Source organism: Aeromicrobium sp. (assembly GCF_032084975.1).
Lineage (GTDB): Bacteria > Actinomycetota > Actinomycetes > Propionibacteriales > Nocardioidaceae > Aeromicrobium.
On the sequence record NZ_DAMDLR010000032.1, the window covers coordinates 1 to 22,315 of the forward strand.

A 22,315-nucleotide genomic window follows, 5' to 3' on the forward strand; every position below is an offset into this window, starting at 1 on the left:
GGGTGCGCGGACGCGGCGGCGACGCTGGTCGGCTCGGCCTCGACGCCCGGCCGGCTCGTCGTGACGGTCGGCTCCGGCGCCCAGGTCGTGCTGCCCGGTGTCGTGCCGCGGTTCGAAGGACCCATCACGCACCACACGTATCGATCGGCCGACGGTGGTGCCTACGCGATGCTCGCTGTGATGAACGCCGGTATCGCGTTGACGCGTGTCGTCGAGCTGCTCGGTGGGGGATGGGACGACCTCTACCGCGACTATGACCGGAGCCGTCCGATCCCCGGCTTCGTGCCGTTCCTGTCGGGTGAGCGGCTGCCGACCGTGGCGCCGGCCGGATCCGGTCGCTGGTTCGGCATCGGCCTGGAGACCCAGCGCGGCGACCTGTTCGCCGCCGCGCTCGAGGGGCTGTGCTTCACGATCCGCCGAGGGGTCGAGTCGATTCCCGCGGTCGACGACCCGGTCATCGACGTCGCCGGTGGAGGGACGCGGTCGCCGGTCCTGGTCCAGCTCCTCGCGGACGTGCTGGGTCGGCGCCTGCGGCGGATCGACCTCGAGGACGCGACCGCGGTCGGCGCGGCACTGCTCGGCTTCGGCGCTGCCGGACTGGCGTTGCCGGTCGCATCCGCGCTGACGGGAGCGATCGTGGAGCCCGGGGACCCGGGCCCCTTGTCCGAGCGCCACGCTCGCTTCCTGAGCGAGGTCGACCATGGTTGAGCCCCTGCGCTGGGCCGTCGCGGGATGGGGCGCCGGCGGACGCGTCTTCCACGCGCCGATGATCCGGTCGGCCGAGGCGCTCGAGCTCGTCGCCGTCGTGTCGACGAATGCCGAGCGTGCCGAGCAGGCGCGCGCGGAGGGGCTGTCCGTCGTCCCGGGCCTGCGTGAGCTGCGCGACCTCGGCGTCGACGGCGTCACCATCACGACACCTGCGGGCACCCACGCGGACCTCGCCGTCGAGGCACTCGGACTCGGGTTGCACGTCGTGGTGGACAAGCCGTTCGCGACGAGCGCGGCCGACGCCGAGCGGATCGTCGCGGCGGCGACGTCGGGGCCCGTGCTGACCGTCTACCAGAACCGTCGCTGGGACGGAGACTTCCTGACCCTGGCCGGACTCGTCGCCCGCGGTGAGCTCGGCCGCATCGACCGGTTCGAGTCCCGGATCGAGCGCTTCCGCCCCGACCTGCCGACATGGACGCGAGACCGCGACTCGGTGCACGGGGGCGGCACGCTGGTCGACCTCGGCCCCCACCTGATCGACCAGGCCGTCCAGCTGCTCGGTCCGGTCCGGGAGGTCTTCGCCGACATCGCCGTGCTCGGTCCGCACCGCGTCAGTGACGACGACGTCCTGCTGCTCCTGCGTCACGAGTGCGGCGCGCGATCGATGATCGCCGCGTCCGTGCACGCGGCCGCCGAGGGCCCGCGGTTCCGCGTGTCAGGTTCGCTCGGTGGTGCGCGCCTCACGGGCTTCGACCCCCAGGAGGACCAACTGTTCTCCGGCGCGAGTCCCCAGCTCCTCGGCGACCGGTGGGGCGAGGACGACCGGACGATCGAGGTGGACCTCCCGTCCGGAACGCAGACCCGTCCCGTCAGGAGAGGGGCGTGGAACCTCTTCTACCCCGCGGTCGCCGCGGCGATCACCGAGGGAGCCCCGGTCCCCGTGGATCCGGCGGACGCCGTTCACGTCGCGAGGATCTTCGACGCGGCCCGTGCGTCGTCCGACCGCGGCGCCTGGGTCGAGGTCGCTCCCGCGCGTTTCGCTTCGAATTGACACTCCTGCGCATCGCGCTGACGCTGGAATGGCGGTAATGCGGGGCATGGGGCGGGGCTGCATCGCCTCTTCCGATCACCGCCGTCGGGGACTCCCTCGTCGTGAGCCACAACGGCAGAGTCGCACTCCCTCGGCTCCTTTGCCGCTTCCTCCGACGCCCCGGCGGCGGGCTTCCGCACGGGTGCGACGGTCACGTCGCCGGTGGCCTCAGGAGACGTCGAAGTACGTGCCCAGGTCGGTGATGATCGCCTCGACGGTCGATACGGCGGTGTCGCGCGCCTCGGTCAGGTCGTCCGCGGCGACGACGGCCTCGACGTAGCACTTGAGCTTGGGCTCCGTGCCCGACGGACGGCAGATGATCCGGCTGCCGCCTTCGAGGCCCAGGCGGATGCCGTCAGTCGGCGGCAGGCCGCGGTAGCCGTTCGCGAGGTCGTCGACCGACGTCACCTGCACGCCCGCGAGCGTGACCGGGGGAGTGGTCCGCAACCGCTCCATCGCGTTCGCGATGATCGAGAGGTCCTCGACCCGGACCGCCAGCTGACCCGTCGCGTGCCAGCCGTGCCGGCGGTAGACGTCCTCGAGCAGGTCGGTGAGGGTGCGGCCCTCGGCCTTGAGCGCCGCCGCCAGGGACAGGATGACGAGCGCCGCCGAGATGCCGTCCTTGTCGCGGGCGACGTGCGGGGCGACGCAGTAGCCGAGCGCCTCCTCGTACCCGTAGACCAACCCGTCGACCTTGCCGATCCACTTGAACCCGGTGAGCGTCTGCTGCCACGGCTGGCCATGCGCTGCGGCCTGGCGGCCGAGCAGGTCCGACGAGACGATCGAGCACGCATAGGTGCCCTCGATGCCGCGGCTCAGCAGGGACTCGGCCAGCAGGATGCCCACCTGGTCGCCGGTGAGCAGCCGGTGGCCGTCGTCCGTGCGCACGCCGACGGCACAGCGGTCGGCGTCGGGGTCGTTGGCGATGATGACGTCCGCGTCGACCGAGACTGCCAGCTCGAGCGCGAGGTCCATGGCCCCCGGCTCCTCCGGGTTGGGGAATGCGACCGTCGGGAACGCGGGGTCCGGCTCGGCCTGCGCCGACACGACGTGCGGCGCCGCGAACCCGGCCCGCTCGACGGCGGTCACGAAGGTGCGTCCACCGACGCCGTGCATCGGGGTGTACGCGACCACCAGGTCACGCGGGCCCTCGGGCGCGACGGCGACGACCGCGTCGAGGTACGCCTCGGCCACGTCGGTGCCCAGCACCGTGTAGCCGGTGTCGCGGGGCAGCTCGTCCACGCGACCGACCGCGTCGATGCAGGCGGAGATGTCGGCGTCCGCGGGGGGCACGATCTGGCTCGTGTCGGCGAGGTAGACCTTGTAGCCGTTGTCGCGCGGCGGGTTGTGCGACGCCGTCACCATGACGCCGGCCGACGCACCCAGGTGGCCGATCGCGAAGGCCAGGACCGGCGTCGGGAGGTGCTCGGGCAGCAACAGGGCGCGGACGCCGGCGGCCTGCATGATCTCGGCGGTGTCCCGCGCGAAGATCTCGGAGTTGGTGCGGGCGTCGTGGCCCACGACGATGCTCGGGTCCTTGGTCGTGCGCAGGAGGTACTGCGCGAGTCCGGCTGCGGCGCGCGCCACCGTGACGCGGTTCATCCTCATCGACCCGGCGCCCAGCTCACCGCGCAGCCCGGCGGTGCCGAACTCGAGACGGCCGGAGAAGCGCTCGCCCAGGGCGGTTGGGTCGCCCGAGTCGATCAGGACGGTGAGCTCGTCACGGGTCTGGGGGTCCGGGTCCTGCGACAACCAGTCGCGGGCAGCCTCGAGCGGGTTCATCTGCTCACCGTATCCGGGGGCGGGACCTCAGCGGGATGGTCAGACGCGCGGGAGAAGGTCGGCCAGCAGGGCGCCCATGCGCGTGGCGGCGTCCTGGCCCGCCTGCAGGACCTCTTCGTGGTTGAGCGGGGCGTCCGAGATGCCGGCAGCGAGGTTGGTGACGAGCGAGATGCCCAGCACCTCCATGCCGGCCTCGCGGGCGGCGATCGCCTCGAGGGTCGTCGACATGCCCACCAGGTCGCCGCCGAGGACGCCTGCCATCTTGACCTCGGCCGGGGTCTCGTAGTGGGGTCCGGGGAACTGGACGTAGACCCCCTCGTCGATGGTCGGCTCGACCTCGCGGACGAGTTCGCGCAGGCGCTGCGCGTACAGGTCGGTGAGGTCGACGAAGTTCGCGCCGACGATCGGCGACGTGGCCGTCAGGTTGATGTGGTCGCGGATCAGCACGGGGGTGCCGGGGTTCCACGCGGGGTTCAGGCCGCCGCAGCCGTTGGTGAGGACCATCGTGCGGACGCCGGCGGCGGCCGCGGTGCGGACTCCGTGGACGACGGCGTCGACGCCCTTGCCCTCGTAGAAGTGGGTGCGGCCCAGGAACACCAGCGCTCGGAGGTCGCCGACGCGCACCGAGCGGATCGTGCCCCCGTGGCCGGCGACGGCGGGCTTGCTGAAGCCCGGAAGCTCCTCGGTGGCGATCTCGTACTCGGGCTCGCCGAGCGCGTCGGCGGCGGGCAGCCAGCCGGAGCCCATCACGAGGGCCACGTCGTGATCGGCACCTCCCGTCCGGTCACGCAGGACGTCGGCGGCTTCGCGGGCGAGGTCGTATGGGCTCACCGGGCCACCTTAGCGGCGGCGGGCGGGAAGCCGGGGCGCGCCGAGCCGCGTACTCTACGGACGTGCCGAAGATCATCGGGGACTCACTGGAGGAGCACCGCGCCGCCATGCGGCGCCGGGTCTTCGACGCGCTCGTCGAGCTGATGGCCGACCGTCCGTTCGACGCCATCACGATGGCCGACCTGGCGACCCGCGCCGACGTCGGCCGGTCCTCGCTCTACAACCACTTCAAGGACAAGGAAGCCGTCGTCGTCGCCTTCGCGATGGACGAGACGAACCGGTACCTCGAGCAGCTGCAGGAGTCGCTGGCCAGCCAGACCTCGCCGACCGCGCGCCTCGAGACCTACGTCCGGCACCACGTCGACACGTCGGCCGACTTCCACATCGGGCTGGGGCCCGAGCTGCGCGCGATCCTGTCGCCCGAGTCGGCGATGGCGATGCGCGAGCACGTGGTCGCGGTCGAGCAGGTGCTGCGCCAGATCCTGCAGGACGGCGTCGAATCGGGCGAGTTCACGATCGGCGACGTCGACGCGACCGTCCCGCTCCTGCACGCCACGTTGTCGGCGCGGCACGCCTCGGCCGACATCACCACCCGCTTCGTCCTGGGCGCCGTCGGCGCGGGCGCCTGACGGACGTCAACGCCCTCGTTTCCAGTCACCTGGTGACTGCAATCCGGGGCATTGCTTCGCAGGACGGTCCGCACGAGGTGGCCTGACCCGCCCAACCTCGCCCGGCCAGGACGGCGGCGACCTTCGCCGCCGTCCGACACGGCCGGTCGAAGACCTGTCCGTAGCCCAGCCGCACCGTCGTCTGCGCTTCCGCCGCGGCGTCCAGATCGCGCTCGAGGTCGCGATCGCGTTGCCGACTGCCTGAGTGAAACCGTCTGCCGTCGAGCTCGATGACGGCCAACCCCGGCACCTCGACATCGCGATACCGCGTGCCCGAGGCAGCCACGTGCCGCACCTGACGCCGCCCACCGGGCAACCCGTGCGGTCGCTCGACCCGAGTGAGGTACCCGTGCTCGAGCACGGACCATGTACCCGACTCGATGTCGCGCAGGACGCTGACGAGCCAATGACGGTCCCGGACCCGTTTGCGGGACCCGATCACCGTGATGAGCCTCTGTGCGGTCGTGCGGCGTGACCCCACGGCGTCAGCGAGGACCGCAACCGCGTCGAGGCGGCGTCGTTGACGCACGGCCACATCGATGATCACTTCGTCGTGGTGCAGCCGAGGTGGGCCGAGATTCCATGCGACGTGCGACTCCAAGTCGATGCGGTGGTGCAGGACGACGCCCGCGGGTGCGACCGCGGTCCGGCCGCGGTCGATCGCGACGTGGATCGAGTCATCGTCGCGAGCAGTGCGGTCGGGGTCGAAGGCACGGAGCGCCGACTCGTCGCACAAGGCCGCCGGCCACACGGTCAGGACTGCGGCCCACGCCCGCTGCTCCCAGGTGAGCGGACCGGTGTGGTCGACGTACACACCCCGGTGCACCGGCGTGAGCTCACGGCGCCTGACTGCCCGCCGGACGTCAGCGTCGGTCCAGCCGACCTGCTTCAACTGGCTCCGCGACACCACGCCAGACTGGTCCCTCACCGTGCGCATGCTCGAGGATGTCGCGGGACCCGTGTCGACTCACGGCCGTCCACAGACGAACAACGCCCCGGTTCCCAGTCACCAGGTGACTGCGAACCGGGGCGCTGAGGGGCTCAGGTCACTTGGTGACCTTGAACGACCCCACCTTCACGTAGCCGCGCTTCGTGTAGTTCGCGTTGCCGAAGTAGGCGGCGCGGACGACCCACTTGCCCTTGGCCAGCTTGGGCAGCTTCACGGTGCGCTTGCCCTTGACCAGGTTGACCGTGACGAAGCGGTGCTTCTTGCCCTTGCTCAGCTTGAGGCGGACCTTGCCGGTCGTCGTGGCGCCACCGGCGACACCGCGGACGTTGACCGTGGCCTTGCCCTTGGCCTTGCGGGTCGGCTTCTTGTTGACCTTCAGCTTGGCCTTGTACGCGGCGCGCTTGGCGATCTTCACGGTGACGGTCGTGGCGGCCGGGGCCGTGAGGCCGGCGTCAGCCGGGACGAACGACACGGCGTAGCGCTTGGTGCCGGCGGTCGTGTTCTTCGGCACCGAGAAGGCGAGCTTCTGGTTCGCGGCCGTGGCCGTCTTGCTGCCGAGTCCGGCGACCGTGACGGTGCCGGGCACCGGGGCGGTCACGGAGATCGTGCCGCCCTTGGCGTAACGCGTGGACACGACCGGGGCGATCGGAGCGGCCGGGACGAAGGAGATCGGCGTGTAGGTCTCCCAGTCGGCGAACTTCGCGCCACCGCCGGGGTAGGTGTAGATGCCGTACTGGACGTGGTTCGAGGTCAGGCCGGCGATCGCGTCCGCTGCCTCCTTGGAGACCTCGAGCTCAGCGGTGAACGTGCCATCGGGACGGAGCTCGATGCCTCCGGCCGCAGCGCCGCCGATCTTGGCGATGTCGTCGTTCAGGACGGCCCAGCGCACGTCGGCGTTCTTGCGCGTCGACGATGCCGGCGCACTGGGATCGGTGGGACGCCAGATCTTCTCGTACTTGCCGAAGGCGACGTACAGGCCGGACGAGCTCCCCGCGAGCGGGGGGCGCGTGGCGATGACGTCCGACGGGTCGAAGCCTGAGCCGTTCACCGTGACCGTGGCGGTCTCGTCGGGCGCGAACGCGACCTTCGAGACGGAGACGGTCGGCGTGGCCTTGACCTCGAACTGGGCGCTGATCGGGTCGAGCTCGGTGCCGGCCGGGTACATGCTCGCGCCCTGGTACTTGAACACGCCGGCGCCGGCGGCGGTCAGCGTCGTGGGGGCCGCATCGATCGTGACGCCGAGGGCGTTCGAGGTGACCTTGCCGGTGAGGTCGATGCTCGCGAACGCGAGATCGTCGTGCGTCGTGTCGTCACTGTCGACGGCGTCGACGACGAGCTGGGCGGTCGTGCCGTTCACGACGATGCGCGGGTCGGAGAGCGTCAGGTCGAGGGCGCCGTCGTGACCGTAGAACTGAACGCGGCCCTTGGCGCCGACCGAGGCGGTGGCGTCGGCCCACGACCCGGCGGCCTCGGAGAACACCGTCTGGGTGCCGGTGTCGGTCGCCGGGGCGGTGGCCGTGACCGTCCCGTGGGCGATGGGGCTCTTCAGGTAGTTGCGGAACGACGACTTCATGCCCCATGAGATCGTGCCGCTCTCGATGGTCTGCGTCTCCGCTGCCTGGGCGGTGGTGGGGGTGAAGGCGAGGACTCCGGCGGTGAGCGCCGTGACGGTCGCGCCGCTCAGCAGGCGCCGTCCGCGCGTCAGGTTCGAGGGGGACATCCAGTTCCTTTCGAGGAGGTCGGCAGACCCGCCGACCACTGTAGGTAAGGCACACCTTAGACTGATCAGGTTAGGTTCACCTGACCGGGGTCCACGGCGTGGACTGACAGGAGTGCTCGTGCCACACCAGATCTCTTCGCACCACATGCGTGCGTACGGTGCCGTCCTGCTCGCGGCACTCCTGTGCCTGGTGGCGCTGCCCGCCACGAGCGCCCGCGCGGCTGAAACGGCGGGCACGAAGGTCACCTCCGGCACGATCAGCTGGGGCGTGAAGTCCTCGTTCCGTGGCTACATCGGATCTCAGGGCACGATCGAGACGAAGGCACCCGCCACCGGCAACGACAGCGGGTTCGTCTTCCCGGCCGCGACCGGCTCGTGGACCGAGACCGGCTCCGACGTCGCCGCCCAGGGCGGAGTCCGGTTCCGCGCTCACGACGACGTCCTGGACCTGTCGATCTCCAGGCCGCGCCTCGTGATCGCCGACGGTGCGGCCCAGCTGAAGGTCGACGCTGTCGACAGCGAGGGGAACCAGCACGCGAGCCTCACGGTCGCGGACGTCGACGTCGCGGGCAAGGTCGCGGTCGACGGCACGAGCGTCACGATCGACGCCGCGCCGGCCACGCTCACGGCCGACGGCGAGAAGCTCTTCTCCTACGACGGCTCGTCCATGTACGAAGCCGGTGAGGCGCTGGACCCGGTCTCGGCCGAGCTGACCCTCGAGACGCCCACCGACCCGACGGATCCCACCGACCCGACGGACCCGACGGATCCCACCGACCCGACGGACCCCACCGACCCGACGGACCCGACCGATCCGGGGACCACGCCCGCGCCCGATGACACGTCCAAGGTCACCGGCGGCACGCTCAGTTGGGGCCTCAAGGAGTCGTTCCGCTCGTACCTCGCGATGCCCTTCGTGGAATCGACCACCGACGCGATCCCGCCCGGCAAGGACGACGGCAAGCAGACGACGTTCGCGTCCGCCTCGGGCACGTGGGACTCTGAGCGCGTCGACGTCCGCACCCGGGGCGGCGTCCGCTTCACGGGTCACCACGGAGTCATGGACTTCACGGTCCAGAACCTGCGGATCGTCGCCGACGCCAAGCGCGCCCACCTGCGCGCCGATGTGGTCGACAGCCAGGACAAGGTCTACCCGGGCCTCGTCTTCGCCACCGTCAAGCTGGACGACGCAGTGCGGGTCAAGGGCGACACCGTGACCATCAACGGTGCCGAGGTCAAGCTGACCAAGGCGGGCGAGGCGATGTTCGACTACACCGGCTCGCCGATGTACGCCGCCGGCACGAAGCTCGCTCCGCTGAACGGCAAGCTGACCGTCAAGGGCGCGACGGCGCCACCGAAGTCGCCGCCCGCGAAGCCGGTCAAGCCGACGAAGCCCGGCAAGAAGCCCCGCTCGGAGAAGGCTGACGAGACCACGAAGCGCGGCGCCAGGGTCGGTGACCTCACGTGGGGCGTGAAGTCGAGCTTCCGCACGTACATCACCGGCCCGATCGCGAAGGGCTCCGTGGCGGTCTCGGGCGGTGCGTCCTCGACCGGCTCGGCCTACCGGTTCGGTCAGACCTCCACGTCGGCCACGCCGCCGAACGCGACCGGCACGACCTCGTACGGAGGTGCGGTCACGTTCCGGGGGCACGACGGCAAGCTCGACCTGTCCATGTCGCAGCCGTCCGTGCGGGTGACGTCCCCGATGGGAGCCACGCTGTCGATGAACGTCACCGGCCGTGGCCGTCTCGACATCGCCACGCTGGACCTGAGCTTCGCCACCAGGAGCACCGAGGCCGGCTGGGTCCGCTACGCCGGCGCGCCCGCGCGACTGACCGCGGCCGGAACGGCGATCTTCTCCTACCAGGGCCGGGGCTTCTACTCGGCCGGTGAGCTGCTCGACCCGGTCAGCTTCTCGATCGGCTCCGCCGGCAGCCCCGGGGGCGGCAGCACCGCCGTGGTCGCGTCGACCAGCGCGGACGAGTGGACTGCTCCGCCCACGCCGCCGGCCACCACGGGACTGACCGTCGAGCAGGACGACGTCAAGGCCGGCGACGAGATCACGGCCAGCGGCACCGGCTTCCTGCCGAACGAGACCGGCATCCGCGTCGTCCTCTACTCCACGCCGCTCGTGCTGGCCGAGGACGTCCAGGCGGACGCCACCGGCCGCGCGACGTGGAAGGGCACCATCCCGGCCACGACCGAGCCCGGCCGGCACACCCTCACGTTCCAGGGATCCGTCGACCGGGGCATCGTGCTCGACATCGCCGAGCCCGACGAGATCGTCGGGTGCGAGCTGAAGGACGCGCGACTCGACTGGGGCTTCAAGGAGTCCTTCCGCGCCTACATCTCCGGCTCGATCGCCAACGGCGACTGGACCACCGGCGGGGGAGCGGGTTACGAGACGCCCGAGTTCAACTGGACCAAGGGCGAGGGCGTCCTTGCGCAGGACACCCGCGCAGGCCGCCTCGCGTTCGCCGGACACATCCAGTTCACGGGCCACGACGGCGCCCTGGACACCCGGATCTCGGACCCGATCGTGACCTTCGTCGACGAGAGGTCCGCGACGCTCTCGGTCGACTACACGGGCGGCACGATGGACGCCGCGATGTCCGGCCAGGACGACAGCCGAGAGATGAACGACGTGCCGTTCGCCGACCTCGACCTGGCCGCAGGCACGGTCACGCGCCAGGGTGACAGCGTCACGATCGCCGACATCCCGGCCTCGCTGACCAGCGCCGGCAACGCCGCGTTCCCCAACTACGAGACGGGCGCCGCGCTCGACCCGGTGACCCTGTCGTACACCAGCACCGCCGACTGCGGGGCCGTCGCGAAGCCGTCCGCCGACGAGGCCTCCGCGGTCGTCCTGGGCGATGTGAAGACGGCTGCCGGTACCGACGTGCCGCCGTGGCTGCCGTGGGTCGGCGGGGCACTGCTCGGTGCGCTCGCCGCGGCCGCCGCTACGGTGCTCGTCATGCGACGTCGTACCCCCCGGGCGGGCGCATGAGGCGCGCGCTCGCCGTCGCGAGCTCGACCCTCCTGCTCGCCGTCCTGGCCGCCTGCGGCGGTGGCGCCGGTGGCAGCGAGCCCGGCGAAGGCGCGGACCTGCCCCCACTGAGTGAGCTCGAGGCGAGTCAGTCCGCGAAGGACATCACCGGACCCAGCAGTGCCTTCCTGACCAACCGGAACATCGAGCCGGTCGACGTCGGCGAGAAGGCCCAGCTGCCGGCCACCGTCGTGTCGCACGTGCGGTCGGGCGACCGGAAGGTCACGGTCACCGACACGTCGCGCATCGTCGCGTTCGACATGTCGGGTTCGATCAGCGCCACCCTGTGGGGTCTGGGACTGGGCGACAACCTGGTCGCGCGCGACGTGTCCACCGACTTCCCCGGCGCCGAGGACCTGCCCCTCATCACCGCCGAGGGCCACGCGGTCAACGCCGAGGCCGTCATGGCGCAGCGCCCGACCGTCATCATCACCGACGGGTCGATGGGCCCTCGCGACGTCGTCGAGCAGCTCGCCGACACCGGCGTCCCGGTGATCTTCCTGGACAAGGAGTCGAGCTTCGCCGGGTCCTCGCAGCTGGCCCGCGACGTCGGCGCGGCCGTGGGCCTGCCGAAGACCGGAGCGGCCCTCGCGTCGCAGATCCAGTCCGACGTCGAGGACGTCAAGGCCGAGGTCCAGCGCTTCGTCCCCGAGCAGGAGTCCGACCGCCTGCGAATGGTCTTCCTGTACCTGCGGGGCAACTCGGGCGTCTACTACCTGTTCGCCGACGACTCCGGCGTGGGCGACCTGGTCGAGGCACTCGGCGGCGTCGACGTCGCCAAGGAGCTGGGCTGGAACGCGATGCAGCCGCTCACCGACGAGGCGATGGTCAAGGCCAAGCCCGATCTCATCCTCGTGATGACGCATGGATTGGAGTCGGCCGGCGGGGTCGACGGGCTGCTGGCCGAGAAGCCGGCCATCGCCCTGACGCCCGCGGGCCAGAACAAGCGCTTCGTGGACATGGCCGACGGCGACATCCTCTCCTTCGGTCCCCGCACGCCCGGCGTGGTCGAGGCGCTGGGCCGCGCGGTCTACGTCCCGGAGGCCCAGAAGTGACCCGGGCGTGGTGAGCGCCGGACGTCGCACGCTGGTCCTCGTCGGGTTCGCCGTCCTGCTGGTGGCCGGCACCTTCGTCTCGGCCTCGGTGGGACAGCTGCCCGTGGGGCCGCGCGACGTCGCGGGCGCGATGCTGCACGGCATCGGGATCGACACCTCGTGGCGGCCCGACGACGCGATCATCGAGCAGACCCTGCTGCAGATCCGGTTCCCCCGCGTCGCGATGAGCATCCTCGTCGGCGCGACCCTGGCGGTCGCCGGTGCGGTCATGCAGGCCATCTTCGGCAACCCGCTGGCCGAGCCGGGCGTCGTCGGGGTGTCGGCCGGCGCCGCCCTCGGCGCCGCCGTCGCGATCGCGTTCGGCGTCGCCACGCTGGGCGGCTGGGGCGTCGCCGTCCTGGCCTTCGCCGGAGGCTTCCTGGCCACGGTGGTGGTCTACGGGACGGCACGCGTGGGAGGCCGCACCGAGGTCGTGACGCTGCTGCTCACCGGCATCGCCGTCAACGCCTTCGCGGGGGCGGGTCTCGCCCTGGTCATGTTCGCCGCCGACACGGGCTCGCGTGAGCAGATCGTCTTCTGGCAGCTGGGCTCCATGAACGGCTCGCGGTGGAGCGAGGTGCTGATCGTCGCCACCGTGGGCGTTCCCGCCTGCGTCATCGCGTGCCTGTTGGCGCGGCGCTACGACCTGCTGTCGCTCGGCGAGCGCACGGCCGCCCACCTGGGCCTGCGGGTCGAGCGCCTGCGCATCGGCTCGATCCTGCTGGTCGCCCTGCTGACTGGAGTGGCGGTCGCGTTCTCGGGCATCATCTCGTTCGTCGGCCTGGTCGTGCCGCACCTCGTGCGCATGCTGCTGGGGCCGTCGCACCGCACCCTGCTGCTGGCCAGCGTGGTGGGTGGCGCGGCGCTGGTCGTGTGGGCCGACCTGCTGGCTCGCACGATCGTCACCGGCTCGGACATGCCGATCGGCCTGCTGACCTCGCTCATCGGTGGACCGTTCTTCTTCTACCTCGTCCGCACGACGCGCGCGAAGGCCGGGGGATGGGCATGAGCACCGCGTACGAGATCCGTGGTGTCACGTGTCGCTTGGGTGGTCGCGTGATCGTGCGCGACGTCGACCTCGACGTGCACCACGGCGAGGTGCTGGCCCTGGTCGGCCCCAACGGCGCCGGGAAGTCGACCCTGCTGGGAGCGCTCACGGGCGACGTCCCGGTGGAGCGGGGCGAGGTCCGCCTCGGCGGTCGCCCCCTCGGTCAGTGGTCCGCCGCCGACCTGGCGCGTACCCGTGCCGTCCTGCTGCAGGCCAACCAGGTCAGCTTCCCGTTCACGGTCCGCGAGGTCGTCGAGATGGGCCGGAGCCCGTGGGTGGGCCGCACCTCGGCCGCCGAGGACGATGCCGCGATCGCGGAGGCGATCGAGCGCACCGACATCGCCCATCTGCTCGACCGGCCCTTCACGGCGCTCTCGGGTGGCGAGAAGGCGCGCGCGTCGCTGGCGCGGGTGCTCGCCCAGCAGACCGACGTCGTGCTGCTGGACGAGCCGACCGCGGCGCTCGACCTGCGCCACCAGGAGGAGGTCCTGGTCGTCGCGCGGTCGCTGGCCGCCGCCGGACGGGCGGTCGTCGTGGTGCTGCACGACCTCTCGCTCGCAGCCGCGAGGGCCGACCGGATCGCGATCGTGGATGACGGCCGCATCGTCAGTGTCGGTGAGCCCGCCGACGTGCTGACCCCCGAGCGGGTCGAGCAGGTCTACGGCATCGAGGTGCACGTCCTGCCGGCTCCCGACGGCCACCCGCTCGTCGTCCCACATCGTGAACGATCTGACACTGCGTCAGATTGATCTGACAACTTGTCATATAGTTGTCGGTGTCGTTCCCCCCGATCTGGAGGTCACCCATGACCGTGCTGCCGACCGAACTCGGTCTCTCCGTCCTGATGCGCGACGGCTCGCAGGCCGAGCACAAGGACGCCGAGGGATCGAACTTCATGTCGTCGCTGCTCGACGGTCAGGTCAACGAGGCCGGGTACACCGAGTACCTCGCGATGCTCCGTCCGATCTATGCCGCGCTCGAGTCCGTCGCCGCGCGCCTGGCCGACGACCCGATCGCCGGGACGATGATCGATCCCGCGATCAACCGCCTCGACGCGATCGACCAGGACCTCGCGTTCTGGGCCGGTGATGCGGGCGTGCCCGAGATCCGCAGCAAGGCCGTCGACACCTACGTCGCGCGCATCGAGGCGTCCGCCGCCGATCCGGCGCTGTTCGTGGCCCACCACTACACGCGCTACCTCGGCGACCTGTCGGGCGGCCAGGCCATCGGCCGGATTCTCGCGCGCGCCTTCGATCTTCCCGAGGGCCAGGGCATCGCCTTCTACCGGTTCGACGCCGTCCCGAAGCCGAAGCCGTACAAGGACCAGTACCGCGCCCGCCTGGACTCGCTGCCGCTCACGAGCGAGGACCAGCAGCGCGTCGTCGAGGAGGTCAAGGTCGTCTTCGGCCTCAACGGCGCGCTCTTCACCGAGCTGTCCGCGCACTTGCCGCGCTTCGCTCGCTGAGGCTCACTCGTCGCCGAGCAGCGTGCAGTCCAGGAGGCAGTACTGGGTCGCGCTGTCAACGGTCTCGATGCTGCACTCGGCAATCTCGGCGGGAACTCCGCCGTCCACCGAGAAGCGGGTGATCCGGTCGATGCGCCACCGCAGATCGGTTGCGTGGGTGGAGGCGGCAGTGCGCGACCAATCCGATTCCGCCCAGGGGTTGAGGTTGAGCTTCACCTCGACCTCGACCGTCGTGCCGTCAACAAGAGGATCAGTCGCCTCGTCCGGCCTCCCCCACCGAAGCAGCCGCAGGTCCCCGACCTCCAGAACACGGACCTGCGAGCCCTCGTGCACGAGTCCGACCATCATGTAGTGGTTGCCGGTCACGTGTCTCCATGAGTGCTGTGCCCCCGGCTCGATTGCCCGTGGAGTTGACACAGGCGCGAACTCAACCGACGCGACGAGCACTTCGCCGACGCGAAGCGGTCCGTAGTGGCCGTCCCACACCAGCCATCCATCCAGCACCAGGTGGAAGGTGGTTCCGACCGCGCTCGGTGGAGCCGGCTCGTCATCCGCACGCGTGCGCGGTCCCTTCGGATGCACCCGCGAGCGGCGACCCGGCGATGCGAGACAATCGGGACATGACCCATGTCGTGATCATCGGTGGCGGACCCGGCGGATACGAGGCGGCGCTCGTCGCCCGCAGGCTGGGCGCCGAGGTCACCCTCGTCGAACGCGACGGCCTGGGCGGCTCCACCGTCCTGACCGACTGCGTCCCCAGCAAGACCCTCATCGCCACGTCCGACCTGCTGCACGAAGTCAGCCGCTCGGCTGAGCTGGGTGTCGAGGTGCCGCGGGCGCCGCGCCCCGACCTGGCGGCCGTCAACGACCGAGTGCTGCGCCTGGCGGCCGCACAGTCCACCGACATCGCGGATCGCGTCTCGGCGATCGGCGTCCGGATCCTGAAGGGCACGGCTCGCCTGGTCGAGCCGCACCTCGTCGTCGCCGACACCGAGGACGGCCAGGTCGAGCTGCCCGCTGACGGTGTCCTCATCGCCACCGGTGCGCACCCGCGCGTCAGCGCCGACGCGCAGCCCGACGGCGAGCGGATCCTCACGTGGGAGCAGGTCTACGGTCTGCGCGAGCTGCCCGAGCACATGATCGTCGTGGGCTCCGGCGTCACGGGTGCCGAGTTCGCCAGCGCGTACAACGGCCTGGGATCCGAGGTCACGCTCGTGTCCAGCCGCGCGCAGGTGCTCCCCGGCGAGGACCCCGACGCGGCGGCGCTGATCGAGGACGTCTTCACCAAGCGCGGCATGCACGTCATGGACAACTCGCGGATGGCGTCGACGCGCCGCGAGGGCGACCAGGTCGTCGTCACGCTCACCGACGGGCGCACCGTCACGGGCTCGCACTGCCTGCTGGCCCTCGGCTCGATCCCCAACACCGCCGGCATCGGCCTCGAGGAGGTCGGCGTCACCCAAGGCGACGGTGGCTTCATCGAGGTCGACAAGGTCTCGCGCACGAACATTCCGGGCGTCTACGCCGCCGGCGACTGCACGGGCGTGTTCATGCTGGCCTCGGTCGCCGCCGTGCAGGGCCGCATCGCGATGGCCCACCTGCTGGGAGACGCGGTTCATCCGCTCGACCTGCGCAAGGTGTCGAGCAACATCTTCACCTCGCCCGAGATCGCCGCGGTCGGCCTAGGCCAACGCGAGATCGAGGAGCAGGGCCTGCTGGTCGACACGGCGATGCTGCCGCTGTCGTCGAACCCGCGCGCCAAGATGCAGGGCGTCCACGACGGCTTCGTCAAGCTGTATGCGCGCCAAGGCACCGGCACCCTGATCGGGGGAGTGGTCGTGGGCCCGCGCGCGAGCGAGCTGATCCACACCGTCTCGGTCGGTGTCTCGGCCTCGCTGACCGTCGACCACATCGCCGACGCCTTCAGCATCTACCCGTCGATGTCAGGCACGGTCGGCGAGGCGGCGCGCAGACTCCACCGACAAGTCTGAAGTTCTACTTGAATTTTGGAGCCCGCAACGGTGTAATCACACGGTTGTGGTTTCGCAGGTCAGCCCCAAAGTGGTGGAACGCCCTCAAAATGTGTGTTCTGATGCCTGTGCTCCCAGAGCAACAGATGTGAACACGCCACAGAATGGACTTCCCCCATGCATTCCTGGCTGACCCGCTGCAGCATTGGTCTGTCCTCCGTCGCCGTCCTCGGCGCACTCCTACTGCCTGCGACCGCGCAGGCCGCCGGCACCGACATCGTCGTGTCGCGCCCGAACGCCCCGGCCGCCACGGCCGACTCCACCACCACGGCACCGGTCTCGGAAGAGGTGGAGGTCGAGCAGACCCCCATCGAGGTCGAGCCCGCCGTGCAGGACTCCGAGCCGGAGGTCCAGCGCACCGAGGTCGAGCCGTTCCGGATGGCCGGCGTGACGTGGGACGCCGACTCCGACGTCCGTGACGTCACGGTGCGCGTCCAGGTGCGCACGAACGGCACGTGGGGCGACTGGCAGGAGCTGGACACCGAGTCCGCCGTCGAGGGCGGGCGCCCCGGCACGGCGCCGCTGTGGACCAGCGACCCGGCCGACGCGATCGCCGTCGAGGTGAAGTCCGCCTCCGGCGCACCGTCGGACGTCAAGGTGACGACGATCGACCCGGGGAAGGCCGAGGTCGTCACTCCCGTCCGCAACGCCGCGTACACCACCTCCAACGAGGACGCCCCGCTCGAGGAGGACGACAGCTCCACCGAGTCCGCGGCCGCCGACGGCACCCCGTCGGTCGTCCCGATGCCCAGCATCATCACGCGCGCGCAGTGGAAGGCCGGCGCCGGCACCAGCTGCAGCGCCCCCGTGACGCGCCCCAAGGCGCTCGGCGTGGTCATCCACCACACGGCCGGATCGAACACGTACACGAAGGCCGAGTCCGCCGGCATCGTGCGCAGCTACCAGACGTACCACGTCAAGGGCCACGGCTGGTGCGACATCGGCTACAACTTCCTGGTCGACCGTTTCGGCCAGATCTTCGAGGGCCGCAAGGGCGGCATGACGAAGCAGGTCCGCGCCGCGCACTCGGGCGTCGAAGCCGTCAACCAGTACGCGACCGGCGTGTCGATGATGGGCCACTTCGACTACGTCAAGCCCAGTGCGGCCATGCAGTCCGCCGTCGTCCGCCTGGTCGGCTGGCGCCTCAAGTACTTCGGCGCGAACCCGAAGGGCACGTACTCCGCCGGCGGCAGGACCTACAAGGTCATCAACGGTCACCGTGACGTCAAGGCGACCGCGTGCCCGGGCAAGTACGGCTACGCCTGGCTCGGCGCCTCGGGAGGTCTGCGCGACCGCGCCGCCACCTACATCTCGAAGGCCTCGAAGGCGGCGGGCGCCCCCAACGCCAGCACCACGTTCGCCGCGCCGACGAACGTCAAGACGTCGGCCCGTCCGACGACGATCAACGTCTCGTGGAAGGGCGTCGCGGGCGCTCCGGGCTACCGCATCCTCGTGTCGCCCACCGGCAGCACCGCGAACGCGCTGTTCTACCGCACGACCGGCAGGAGCTTCACCGTCCCGAACCTGACGGCGCGCCGCACCTACGTCGTGCGCGTCGCCGTCTACGACGCGGCCAAGAAGCAGCGCCTCGGCCGGTGGACGACCGTGGCCCCCGGCACGGCCCGCACGCCTGCGTTCGCGCCCGTCAGCGGCGTCACCGCCAGCCGTCGCGCCGTCAAGGGCCTGCGGGTCACCTGGAAGGCGCAGGAGGGTGCTCCGGGCTACCGCGTCCAGCTCGTGCCGGTTGCGGGCGGCAAGGCCCGCTACGTCCAGACGTACACGAACGAGGCGGGCTTCGGCGGGCTGACGAAGGGCACGCTCTACCGCGTCCGCGTCGCCGTCGTCTACCCGACGACGAAGGAGCGCGTGAGCGCCTACACGGCCCAGCCGCACCCGATCCTGGCCACCAAGGGCGTCGCCGCGTCGACGCCGTCGGCGCCGACCCCGGCGCCGGCGGCCCCGAAGTTCGTCGCGCCGACCGGCATCAAGGTGACGAAGCGGGCCGTCAAGGGCCTCCGGTTCAGCTGGAAGGCGCAGGCCGGCGCTCCGGGCTACCGCGTCCAGGTCCTCCCGGTCGCCACGGGCAAGCCGAAGCGGTACATCCAGACGACCACGAACTCGGTCGGCGTCGGCGGCCTGACGAAGGGCACGGTCTACCAGATCCGCGTGGCGGTCGTCCGTCCGTCGACGAAGGAGCGCCTGAGCCCCTACACGAAGGCGCCCTTCCCGACCGCCCCGACGATGGGCGTGGGTGCGACCAGCCCGCCGCCGCCGCCGTCGTCGGCGAAGAACACCGTGACGCCGAAGTCCGGCGCCGTCACGTTCAAGGGGCACGGCTACGGCCACGGCATCGGCATGAGCCAGTACGGCGCCGAGGGCGGCGCTCGCAGCGGCAAGAAGTACGGCGCGATCCTGGGCAGGTACTACGCGGGCACGAAGCTGGCCAACAAGTCCGCCACGATCCGCGTGCTGCTGTCGTCGGACACGACCGACTCGGTCCGGGTCAAGCACAAGTCCGGCCTGAAGCTGCGAACCCTGGGCACCAACAAGACCCTCGCCCTGCCGGCGTCGCCCGACGGCCGCAAGGCGTCGGACTGGTCGATCGATCCGGCCGCCTCCAACAAGGCCCGCAACGCGCTGTCGTACAAGTCCGGCTCGAAGTGGTACGTGTACCGCAGCTTCCCGGCGGACGCGCAGTTCGAGGGCCCGACGGCGATCTCGCTGGTCATGCCGAACGGCTCGACGCAGGCGTTCCGCGGCGCGCTCCGCTCCACGAAGCCCACCTCGACCTCGCGTGACACGGTCAATGTGCTGAGCCTCGAGGACTACACGCGCGGCGTCGTCGCCCGCGAGATGCCGTCCAGCTGGAGCCTCGAGGCCCTCAAGGCCCAGTCCGTGGCGGCGCGCACCTTCGGCTCGCGCTACCTCGGCTCGACGAGGCACTACGACATCTGCGACACGACGTCGTGCCAGGTCTACGGCGGCGTCTCGGCCGAGACCAGCCGCACCAACCAGGCGATCGACGGCACGCGCGGCAAGATCCTGACGTACAACGGCGCCCCGGCCCTCACCCAGTTCTCGAGCTCGTCCGGCGGATACACGAACGTGGGGTCCGAGCCGTACCTGAAGGCCATCGCGGATCCGTGGGACGACTGGAGCGGCAACAAGAACCACGCCTGGAGCCAGAAGGTCACGTCCGCGACGATCCAGTCCAAGTACCCGATCGGCACCTTGCGATCCATCACGATCACCCGTCGCAACGGCCTGGGCGACCAGGGCGGGCGCGTCGTCTCGATGACCCTGAAGGGCTCCAAGGGCTCCAGGACCATCAGCGGTGTGGACGCGCGCTGGGCGTTCGGCCTGAAGTCGGACTGGTTCGGCTTCTGACGGCCGGCAGTGGGATGATCGTCCCATGCTGAGCCCGCGCCTCTGGATCACGATCGTCACCGCCGCCCTGGCCAATGCCGTCTCGCTCGCGCTGGCGGCGTGGGTCCTGCCGGGCTTCGAGCTGACGGTCGCCTGGTGGGCTGCCGCGGTCGTCCTGTTCACGATCCTGAGCGTCGTGCTGCGGACCGTCGCCCAGCGCCTCAGCTCGCGCTGGCTCCGCGTCTCCGCGATCACCGGCGGCCTGGCACTGACGGCCATCGCCCTGGCGCTGACGAACGTGATCGTGCCCGACTCCGGGTTCCGGATCCACGGCTGGGGCACGTGGGTCCTGGTGACCCTGCTGGTGTGGGCGGCGAGCGTCGCCTTCGGCGAGGTCGACCAGCAGGCCCCCGAGAAGACCCCGGGCGTCTCGCCCACGACGCGTGCCGCCGCCCGTGAGGGCGACCGCCGCGCCTCCTGAGGTCGTGGACGGCCGCTCGGCTCCCCCCGCGCCCCGCTCGGCACCGCCCTCGACTTTTGGTGCACGTTTACGTCCCGAGGGGCTTCGGAGGCGTAAACCCGCTCCAAAAGTCGGCGCCAGCGGTCGGTAGGCCCCGCGGAGGCCAACGACAACGCCCCGCCTCCCGAGGGAGGCGGGGCGTTGCTGTGAGCGGTGTGGCTCAGGCGTCCTTGATGTCGCACAGGACGGCGCCGGCGCCGACGGTCTCGCCGATCGCCGCGGCCAGTCCGGTGATCGTGCCCGCCTTGTGGGCGTTGATCGGCTGCTCCATCTTCATCGCCTCGATGACGACGACCAGGTCGCCCTCGGCGACCTCCTGGCCGTCCTCGACGGCGAGCTTGACGACGGTGCCCTGCATCGGCGAGGTCAGCGAGTCTCCGCTGGCTGCCGCGCCGGCTGCCTTGCCGCCCTTGCGCTTGGCCTTCTTGGCGCCGCCCGACGCTGCGGCGCTGGCGCCCAGGCCGCCGGGCAGGACGACCTCGACACGCTTGCCGCCGACCTCGACGGTGACGCGCTCGCGCTCGCCGGGCTCGTCGGTCTCGGACGGGCCCGCGTAGGGCTCGAGCTGGTTGTCGTAGTCGGTCTCGATCCACGTCGTGTAGACGTCGAACGATCCCTCGGATGCGTTGTAGGCGGTGTTGTCGAGGACGTCGCGGTGGAAGGGGATGACGGTGGGCATGCCTTCGACGACGAACTCGTCCAGCGCGCGGCGCGAGCGCTCGATGGCCTGCTCACGCGTGCGGCCCGTGACGATCAGCTTGGCGACGAGCGAGTCGAACGCGCCCGGGATGGTCTCGCCCTCCTCGTAGCCGGCGTCGAGGCGGACGCCGGGGCCCGACGGGGGAGCCCACTTCGTGAGGGTGCCGGGCGCGGGCAGGAAGCCGCGGCCGCCGTCCTCGGCATTGATGCGGAACTCGATCGAGTGGCCGATGATCTCGGGATCGTCGTAGCCCAGCTCCTCGCCGGCGGCGATGCGGAACATCTCGCGGACCAGGTCGATGCCGGTGACCTCCTCGGAGACCGGGTGCTCGACCTGCAGGCGCGTGTTGACCTCGAGGAAGCTGATGGTGCCGTCGCGGGCGACGAGGAACTCACAGGTCCCGGCGCCGACGTAGCCGGCCTCCTTCAGGATCGCCTTGGAGGACGAGTAGAGGCGCTCCAGCTGGTCCTCGCTCAGGAACGGCGCGGGAGCCTCCTCGACGAGCTTCTGGTGGCGGCGCTGCAGCGAGCAGTCGCGGGTCGACACGACCACGACGTTGCCGTGGCTGTCGGCCAGGCACTGGGTCTCGACGTGGCGCGGCTTGTCGAGGAACTTCTCGACGAGGCACTCGCCGCGGCCGAAGGCGCTGACGGCCTCGCGGACGGCGGACTCGTACGCCTCGGGGATCTCCTCGATCGTCTTGGCCACCTTGAGGCCACGACCGCCACCGCCGAAGACGGCCTTGATGGCGACCGGCAGGCCGTGCTCCTGCGCGAAGGCGACGACCTCGTCGGCGTCCTTGACCGGGTCCTTGGTGCCCGGTGCCAGCGGGGCGTCGGCGATCTGCGCGATGTGCTTCGCCTTCGCCTTGTCGCCGAGGCTCTCGATGGCGGCCGGCGGGGGACCGATCCAGATCAGCCCGGCGTCGATGACGGCCTGGGCGAACTCGGCGTTCTCGGCGAGGAAGCCGTAGCCGGGGTGGACGCTGTCGGCGCCGCTGCGCTCGGCGATCGCGATGATCTTGGCGATGTCGAGGTAGGAGTCGCCCGGCGTGGACCCCTCCAGCGAGTAGGCCTCGTCCGCCAATCGGACGAACAGCGCATCTCGATCGGGCTCGGCGTAGACCGCCACGCTCCCGATGCCGGAATCCTTCGCGGCGCGGATGACGCGCACGGCGATCTCGCCACGGTTGGCGATCAGGACCTTCTGCAGGGGCTTGCTCACGAATACTCCTCGAGTTCTGATGGCAGTCGCGAGTCTAAAGCGCCGCTGTGAGCCAACGAACATGGCCCCGTCCC

17 protein-coding genes are annotated in these 22,315 nt (G+C 70.8%); 11 read left to right on the top strand and 6 right to left on the bottom strand.

The annotated features are described in order from the left end of the window. Window positions 1-708 (top strand): FGGY-family carbohydrate kinase (locus tag RT323_RS09680; RefSeq protein WP_313407612.1); only part of this gene is annotated, 708 nt, incomplete at its 5' end. Further along, a complete protein-coding gene (locus tag RT323_RS09685; RefSeq protein WP_313407614.1) occupies window positions 701-1,759 on the top strand; it encodes a Gfo/Idh/MocA family oxidoreductase in 1,059 nt (352 codons plus the stop codon). The genes RT323_RS09680 and RT323_RS09685, both read left to right, overlap by 8 nt. Window positions 1,760-1,966: 207 nt before the next feature. Here RT323_RS09685 and RT323_RS09690 read toward each other — a convergent pair whose 3' ends face one another. Together RT323_RS09690 and RT323_RS09695 are read right to left on the bottom strand one after the other, a co-directional pair. Beyond that, window positions 1,967-3,580: a phospho-sugar mutase gene (locus RT323_RS09690; RefSeq protein ID WP_313407617.1), complete on the bottom strand. Its 1,614-nt coding sequence runs from the start codon at window positions 3,578-3,580 to the stop codon at window positions 1,967-1,969. A gap of 39 nt (window positions 3,581-3,619) precedes the next feature. After that, on the bottom strand, window positions 3,620-4,411 hold the full coding sequence (locus RT323_RS09695; RefSeq protein ID WP_313407619.1) for a purine-nucleoside phosphorylase: 792 nt from the start codon (window positions 4,409-4,411) through the stop codon (window positions 3,620-3,622). Between the two features lie 62 nt (window positions 4,412-4,473). Between RT323_RS09695 and RT323_RS09700 the strand changes: the two genes are divergently transcribed. Beyond that, window positions 4,474-5,040 (top strand): TetR/AcrR family transcriptional regulator, encoded by a 567-nt coding sequence (locus tag RT323_RS09700; protein ID WP_313407622.1) that lies wholly within the window; start codon window positions 4,474-4,476, stop codon window positions 5,038-5,040. 25 nt (window positions 5,041-5,065) lie between these two features. Here the strand turns inward: RT323_RS09700 and RT323_RS09705 are convergent, their stop codons facing one another. Further along, on the bottom strand, window positions 5,066-6,007 hold the full coding sequence (locus RT323_RS09705; RefSeq protein WP_313407625.1) for a type IV toxin-antitoxin system AbiEi family antitoxin domain-containing protein: 942 nt from the start codon (window positions 6,005-6,007) through the stop codon (window positions 5,066-5,068). Between the two features lie 118 nt (window positions 6,008-6,125). Beyond that, entirely contained in the window at window positions 6,126-7,748 is a 1,623-nt protein-coding gene (locus RT323_RS09710) for an HtaA domain-containing protein (RefSeq protein WP_313407627.1), read from the bottom strand. A 118-nt stretch (window positions 7,749-7,866) separates the two neighbouring features. Here RT323_RS09710 and RT323_RS09715 point away from each other — a divergent pair, with 118 nt between their 5' ends. The 5 genes from RT323_RS09715 to RT323_RS09735 are packed head-to-tail and all read left to right on the top strand — an operon-like array spanning window position 7,867 to window position 14,401. Next, the gene (locus RT323_RS09715; protein WP_313407630.1) at window positions 7,867-10,755 is read left to right on the top strand and encodes an HtaA domain-containing protein; all 2,889 of its coding nucleotides are present in this window, start codon (window positions 7,867-7,869) and stop codon (window positions 10,753-10,755) included. Next, window positions 10,752-11,849, top strand: coding sequence for an ABC transporter substrate-binding protein (locus RT323_RS09720; RefSeq protein ID WP_313407633.1), 1,098 nt, complete (start codon window positions 10,752-10,754; stop codon window positions 11,847-11,849). The genes RT323_RS09715 and RT323_RS09720 overlap by 4 nt, the downstream gene beginning before the upstream one ends. A gap of 10 nt (window positions 11,850-11,859) precedes the next feature. Continuing rightward, the gene (locus tag RT323_RS09725) at window positions 11,860-12,897 is read left to right on the top strand and encodes an iron ABC transporter permease (RefSeq protein ID WP_313407635.1); all 1,038 of its coding nucleotides are present in this window, start codon (window positions 11,860-11,862) and stop codon (window positions 12,895-12,897) included. Further along, a complete protein-coding gene (locus RT323_RS09730) occupies window positions 12,894-13,685 on the top strand; it encodes a heme ABC transporter ATP-binding protein (protein ID WP_313407638.1) in 792 nt (263 codons plus the stop codon). The genes RT323_RS09725 and RT323_RS09730 overlap by 4 nt, the downstream gene beginning before the upstream one ends. A 56-nt stretch (window positions 13,686-13,741) precedes the next feature. Beyond that, window positions 13,742-14,401 (top strand): biliverdin-producing heme oxygenase, encoded by a 660-nt coding sequence (locus RT323_RS09735; protein WP_313407640.1) that lies wholly within the window; start codon window positions 13,742-13,744, stop codon window positions 14,399-14,401. 3 nt (window positions 14,402-14,404) lie between these two features. Here RT323_RS09735 and RT323_RS09740 read toward each other — a convergent pair whose 3' ends face one another. Then, window positions 14,405-14,767 carry a hypothetical protein gene (locus tag RT323_RS09740; RefSeq protein WP_313407643.1) on the bottom strand — a complete coding sequence of 121 codons (363 nt, stop codon included), beginning with the start codon at window positions 14,765-14,767 and terminating at the stop codon, window positions 14,405-14,407. Window positions 14,768-15,021: 254 nt separating this feature from the next. Between RT323_RS09740 and RT323_RS09745 the strand changes: the two genes are divergently transcribed. From RT323_RS09745 to RT323_RS09755, 3 genes are all read left to right on the top strand, one after another. Continuing rightward, entirely contained in the window at window positions 15,022-16,392 is a 1,371-nt protein-coding gene (locus RT323_RS09745; RefSeq protein ID WP_313407645.1) for an NAD(P)H-quinone dehydrogenase, read from the top strand. Window positions 16,393-16,548: 156 nt separating this feature from the next. Beyond that, the gene (locus RT323_RS09750) at window positions 16,549-19,818 is read left to right on the top strand and encodes a SpoIID/LytB domain-containing protein (RefSeq protein ID WP_313407648.1); all 3,270 of its coding nucleotides are present in this window, start codon (window positions 16,549-16,551) and stop codon (window positions 19,816-19,818) included. 25 nt (window positions 19,819-19,843) lie between these two features. Continuing rightward, window positions 19,844-20,278, top strand: coding sequence for a phage holin family protein (locus tag RT323_RS09755; RefSeq protein WP_313407651.1), 435 nt, complete (start codon window positions 19,844-19,846; stop codon window positions 20,276-20,278). Between the two features lie 199 nt (window positions 20,279-20,477). On the opposite strand, the gene RT323_RS09760 is transcribed toward RT323_RS09755, so the two are convergent. Further along, the gene (locus RT323_RS09760) at window positions 20,478-22,229 is read right to left on the bottom strand and encodes an acetyl/propionyl/methylcrotonyl-CoA carboxylase subunit alpha (protein WP_396172228.1); all 1,752 of its coding nucleotides are present in this window, start codon (window positions 22,227-22,229) and stop codon (window positions 20,478-20,480) included. Window positions 22,230-22,315: the final 86 nt, after the last annotated feature.

Coding starts and splice junctions, on each gene's coding strand:
- RT323_RS09755 (WP_313407651.1), top strand. CDS start 19,844: ATGCTGAGCCCGCGCCTCTGGATCACGATCGTCACCGCCGCCCTGGCC.
- RT323_RS09750 (WP_313407648.1), top strand. CDS start 16,549: ATGCATTCCTGGCTGACCCGCTGCAGCATTGGTCTGTCCTCCGTCGCC.
- RT323_RS09720 (WP_313407633.1), top strand. CDS start 10,752: ATGAGGCGCGCGCTCGCCGTCGCGAGCTCGACCCTCCTGCTCGCCGTC.
- RT323_RS09710 (WP_313407627.1), bottom strand. CDS start 7,748: ATGTCCCCCTCGAACCTGACGCGCGGACGGCGCCTGCTGAGCGGCGCG.
- RT323_RS09735 (WP_313407640.1), top strand. CDS start 13,742: ATGACCGTGCTGCCGACCGAACTCGGTCTCTCCGTCCTGATGCGCGAC.
- RT323_RS09730 (WP_313407638.1), top strand. CDS start 12,894: ATGAGCACCGCGTACGAGATCCGTGGTGTCACGTGTCGCTTGGGTGGT.
- RT323_RS09685 (WP_313407614.1), top strand. CDS start 701: ATGGTTGAGCCCCTGCGCTGGGCCGTCGCGGGATGGGGCGCCGGCGGA.
- RT323_RS09745 (WP_313407645.1), top strand. CDS start 15,022: ATGACCCATGTCGTGATCATCGGTGGCGGACCCGGCGGATACGAGGCG.
- RT323_RS09690 (WP_313407617.1), bottom strand. CDS start 3,580: ATGAACCCGCTCGAGGCTGCCCGCGACTGGTTGTCGCAGGACCCGGAC.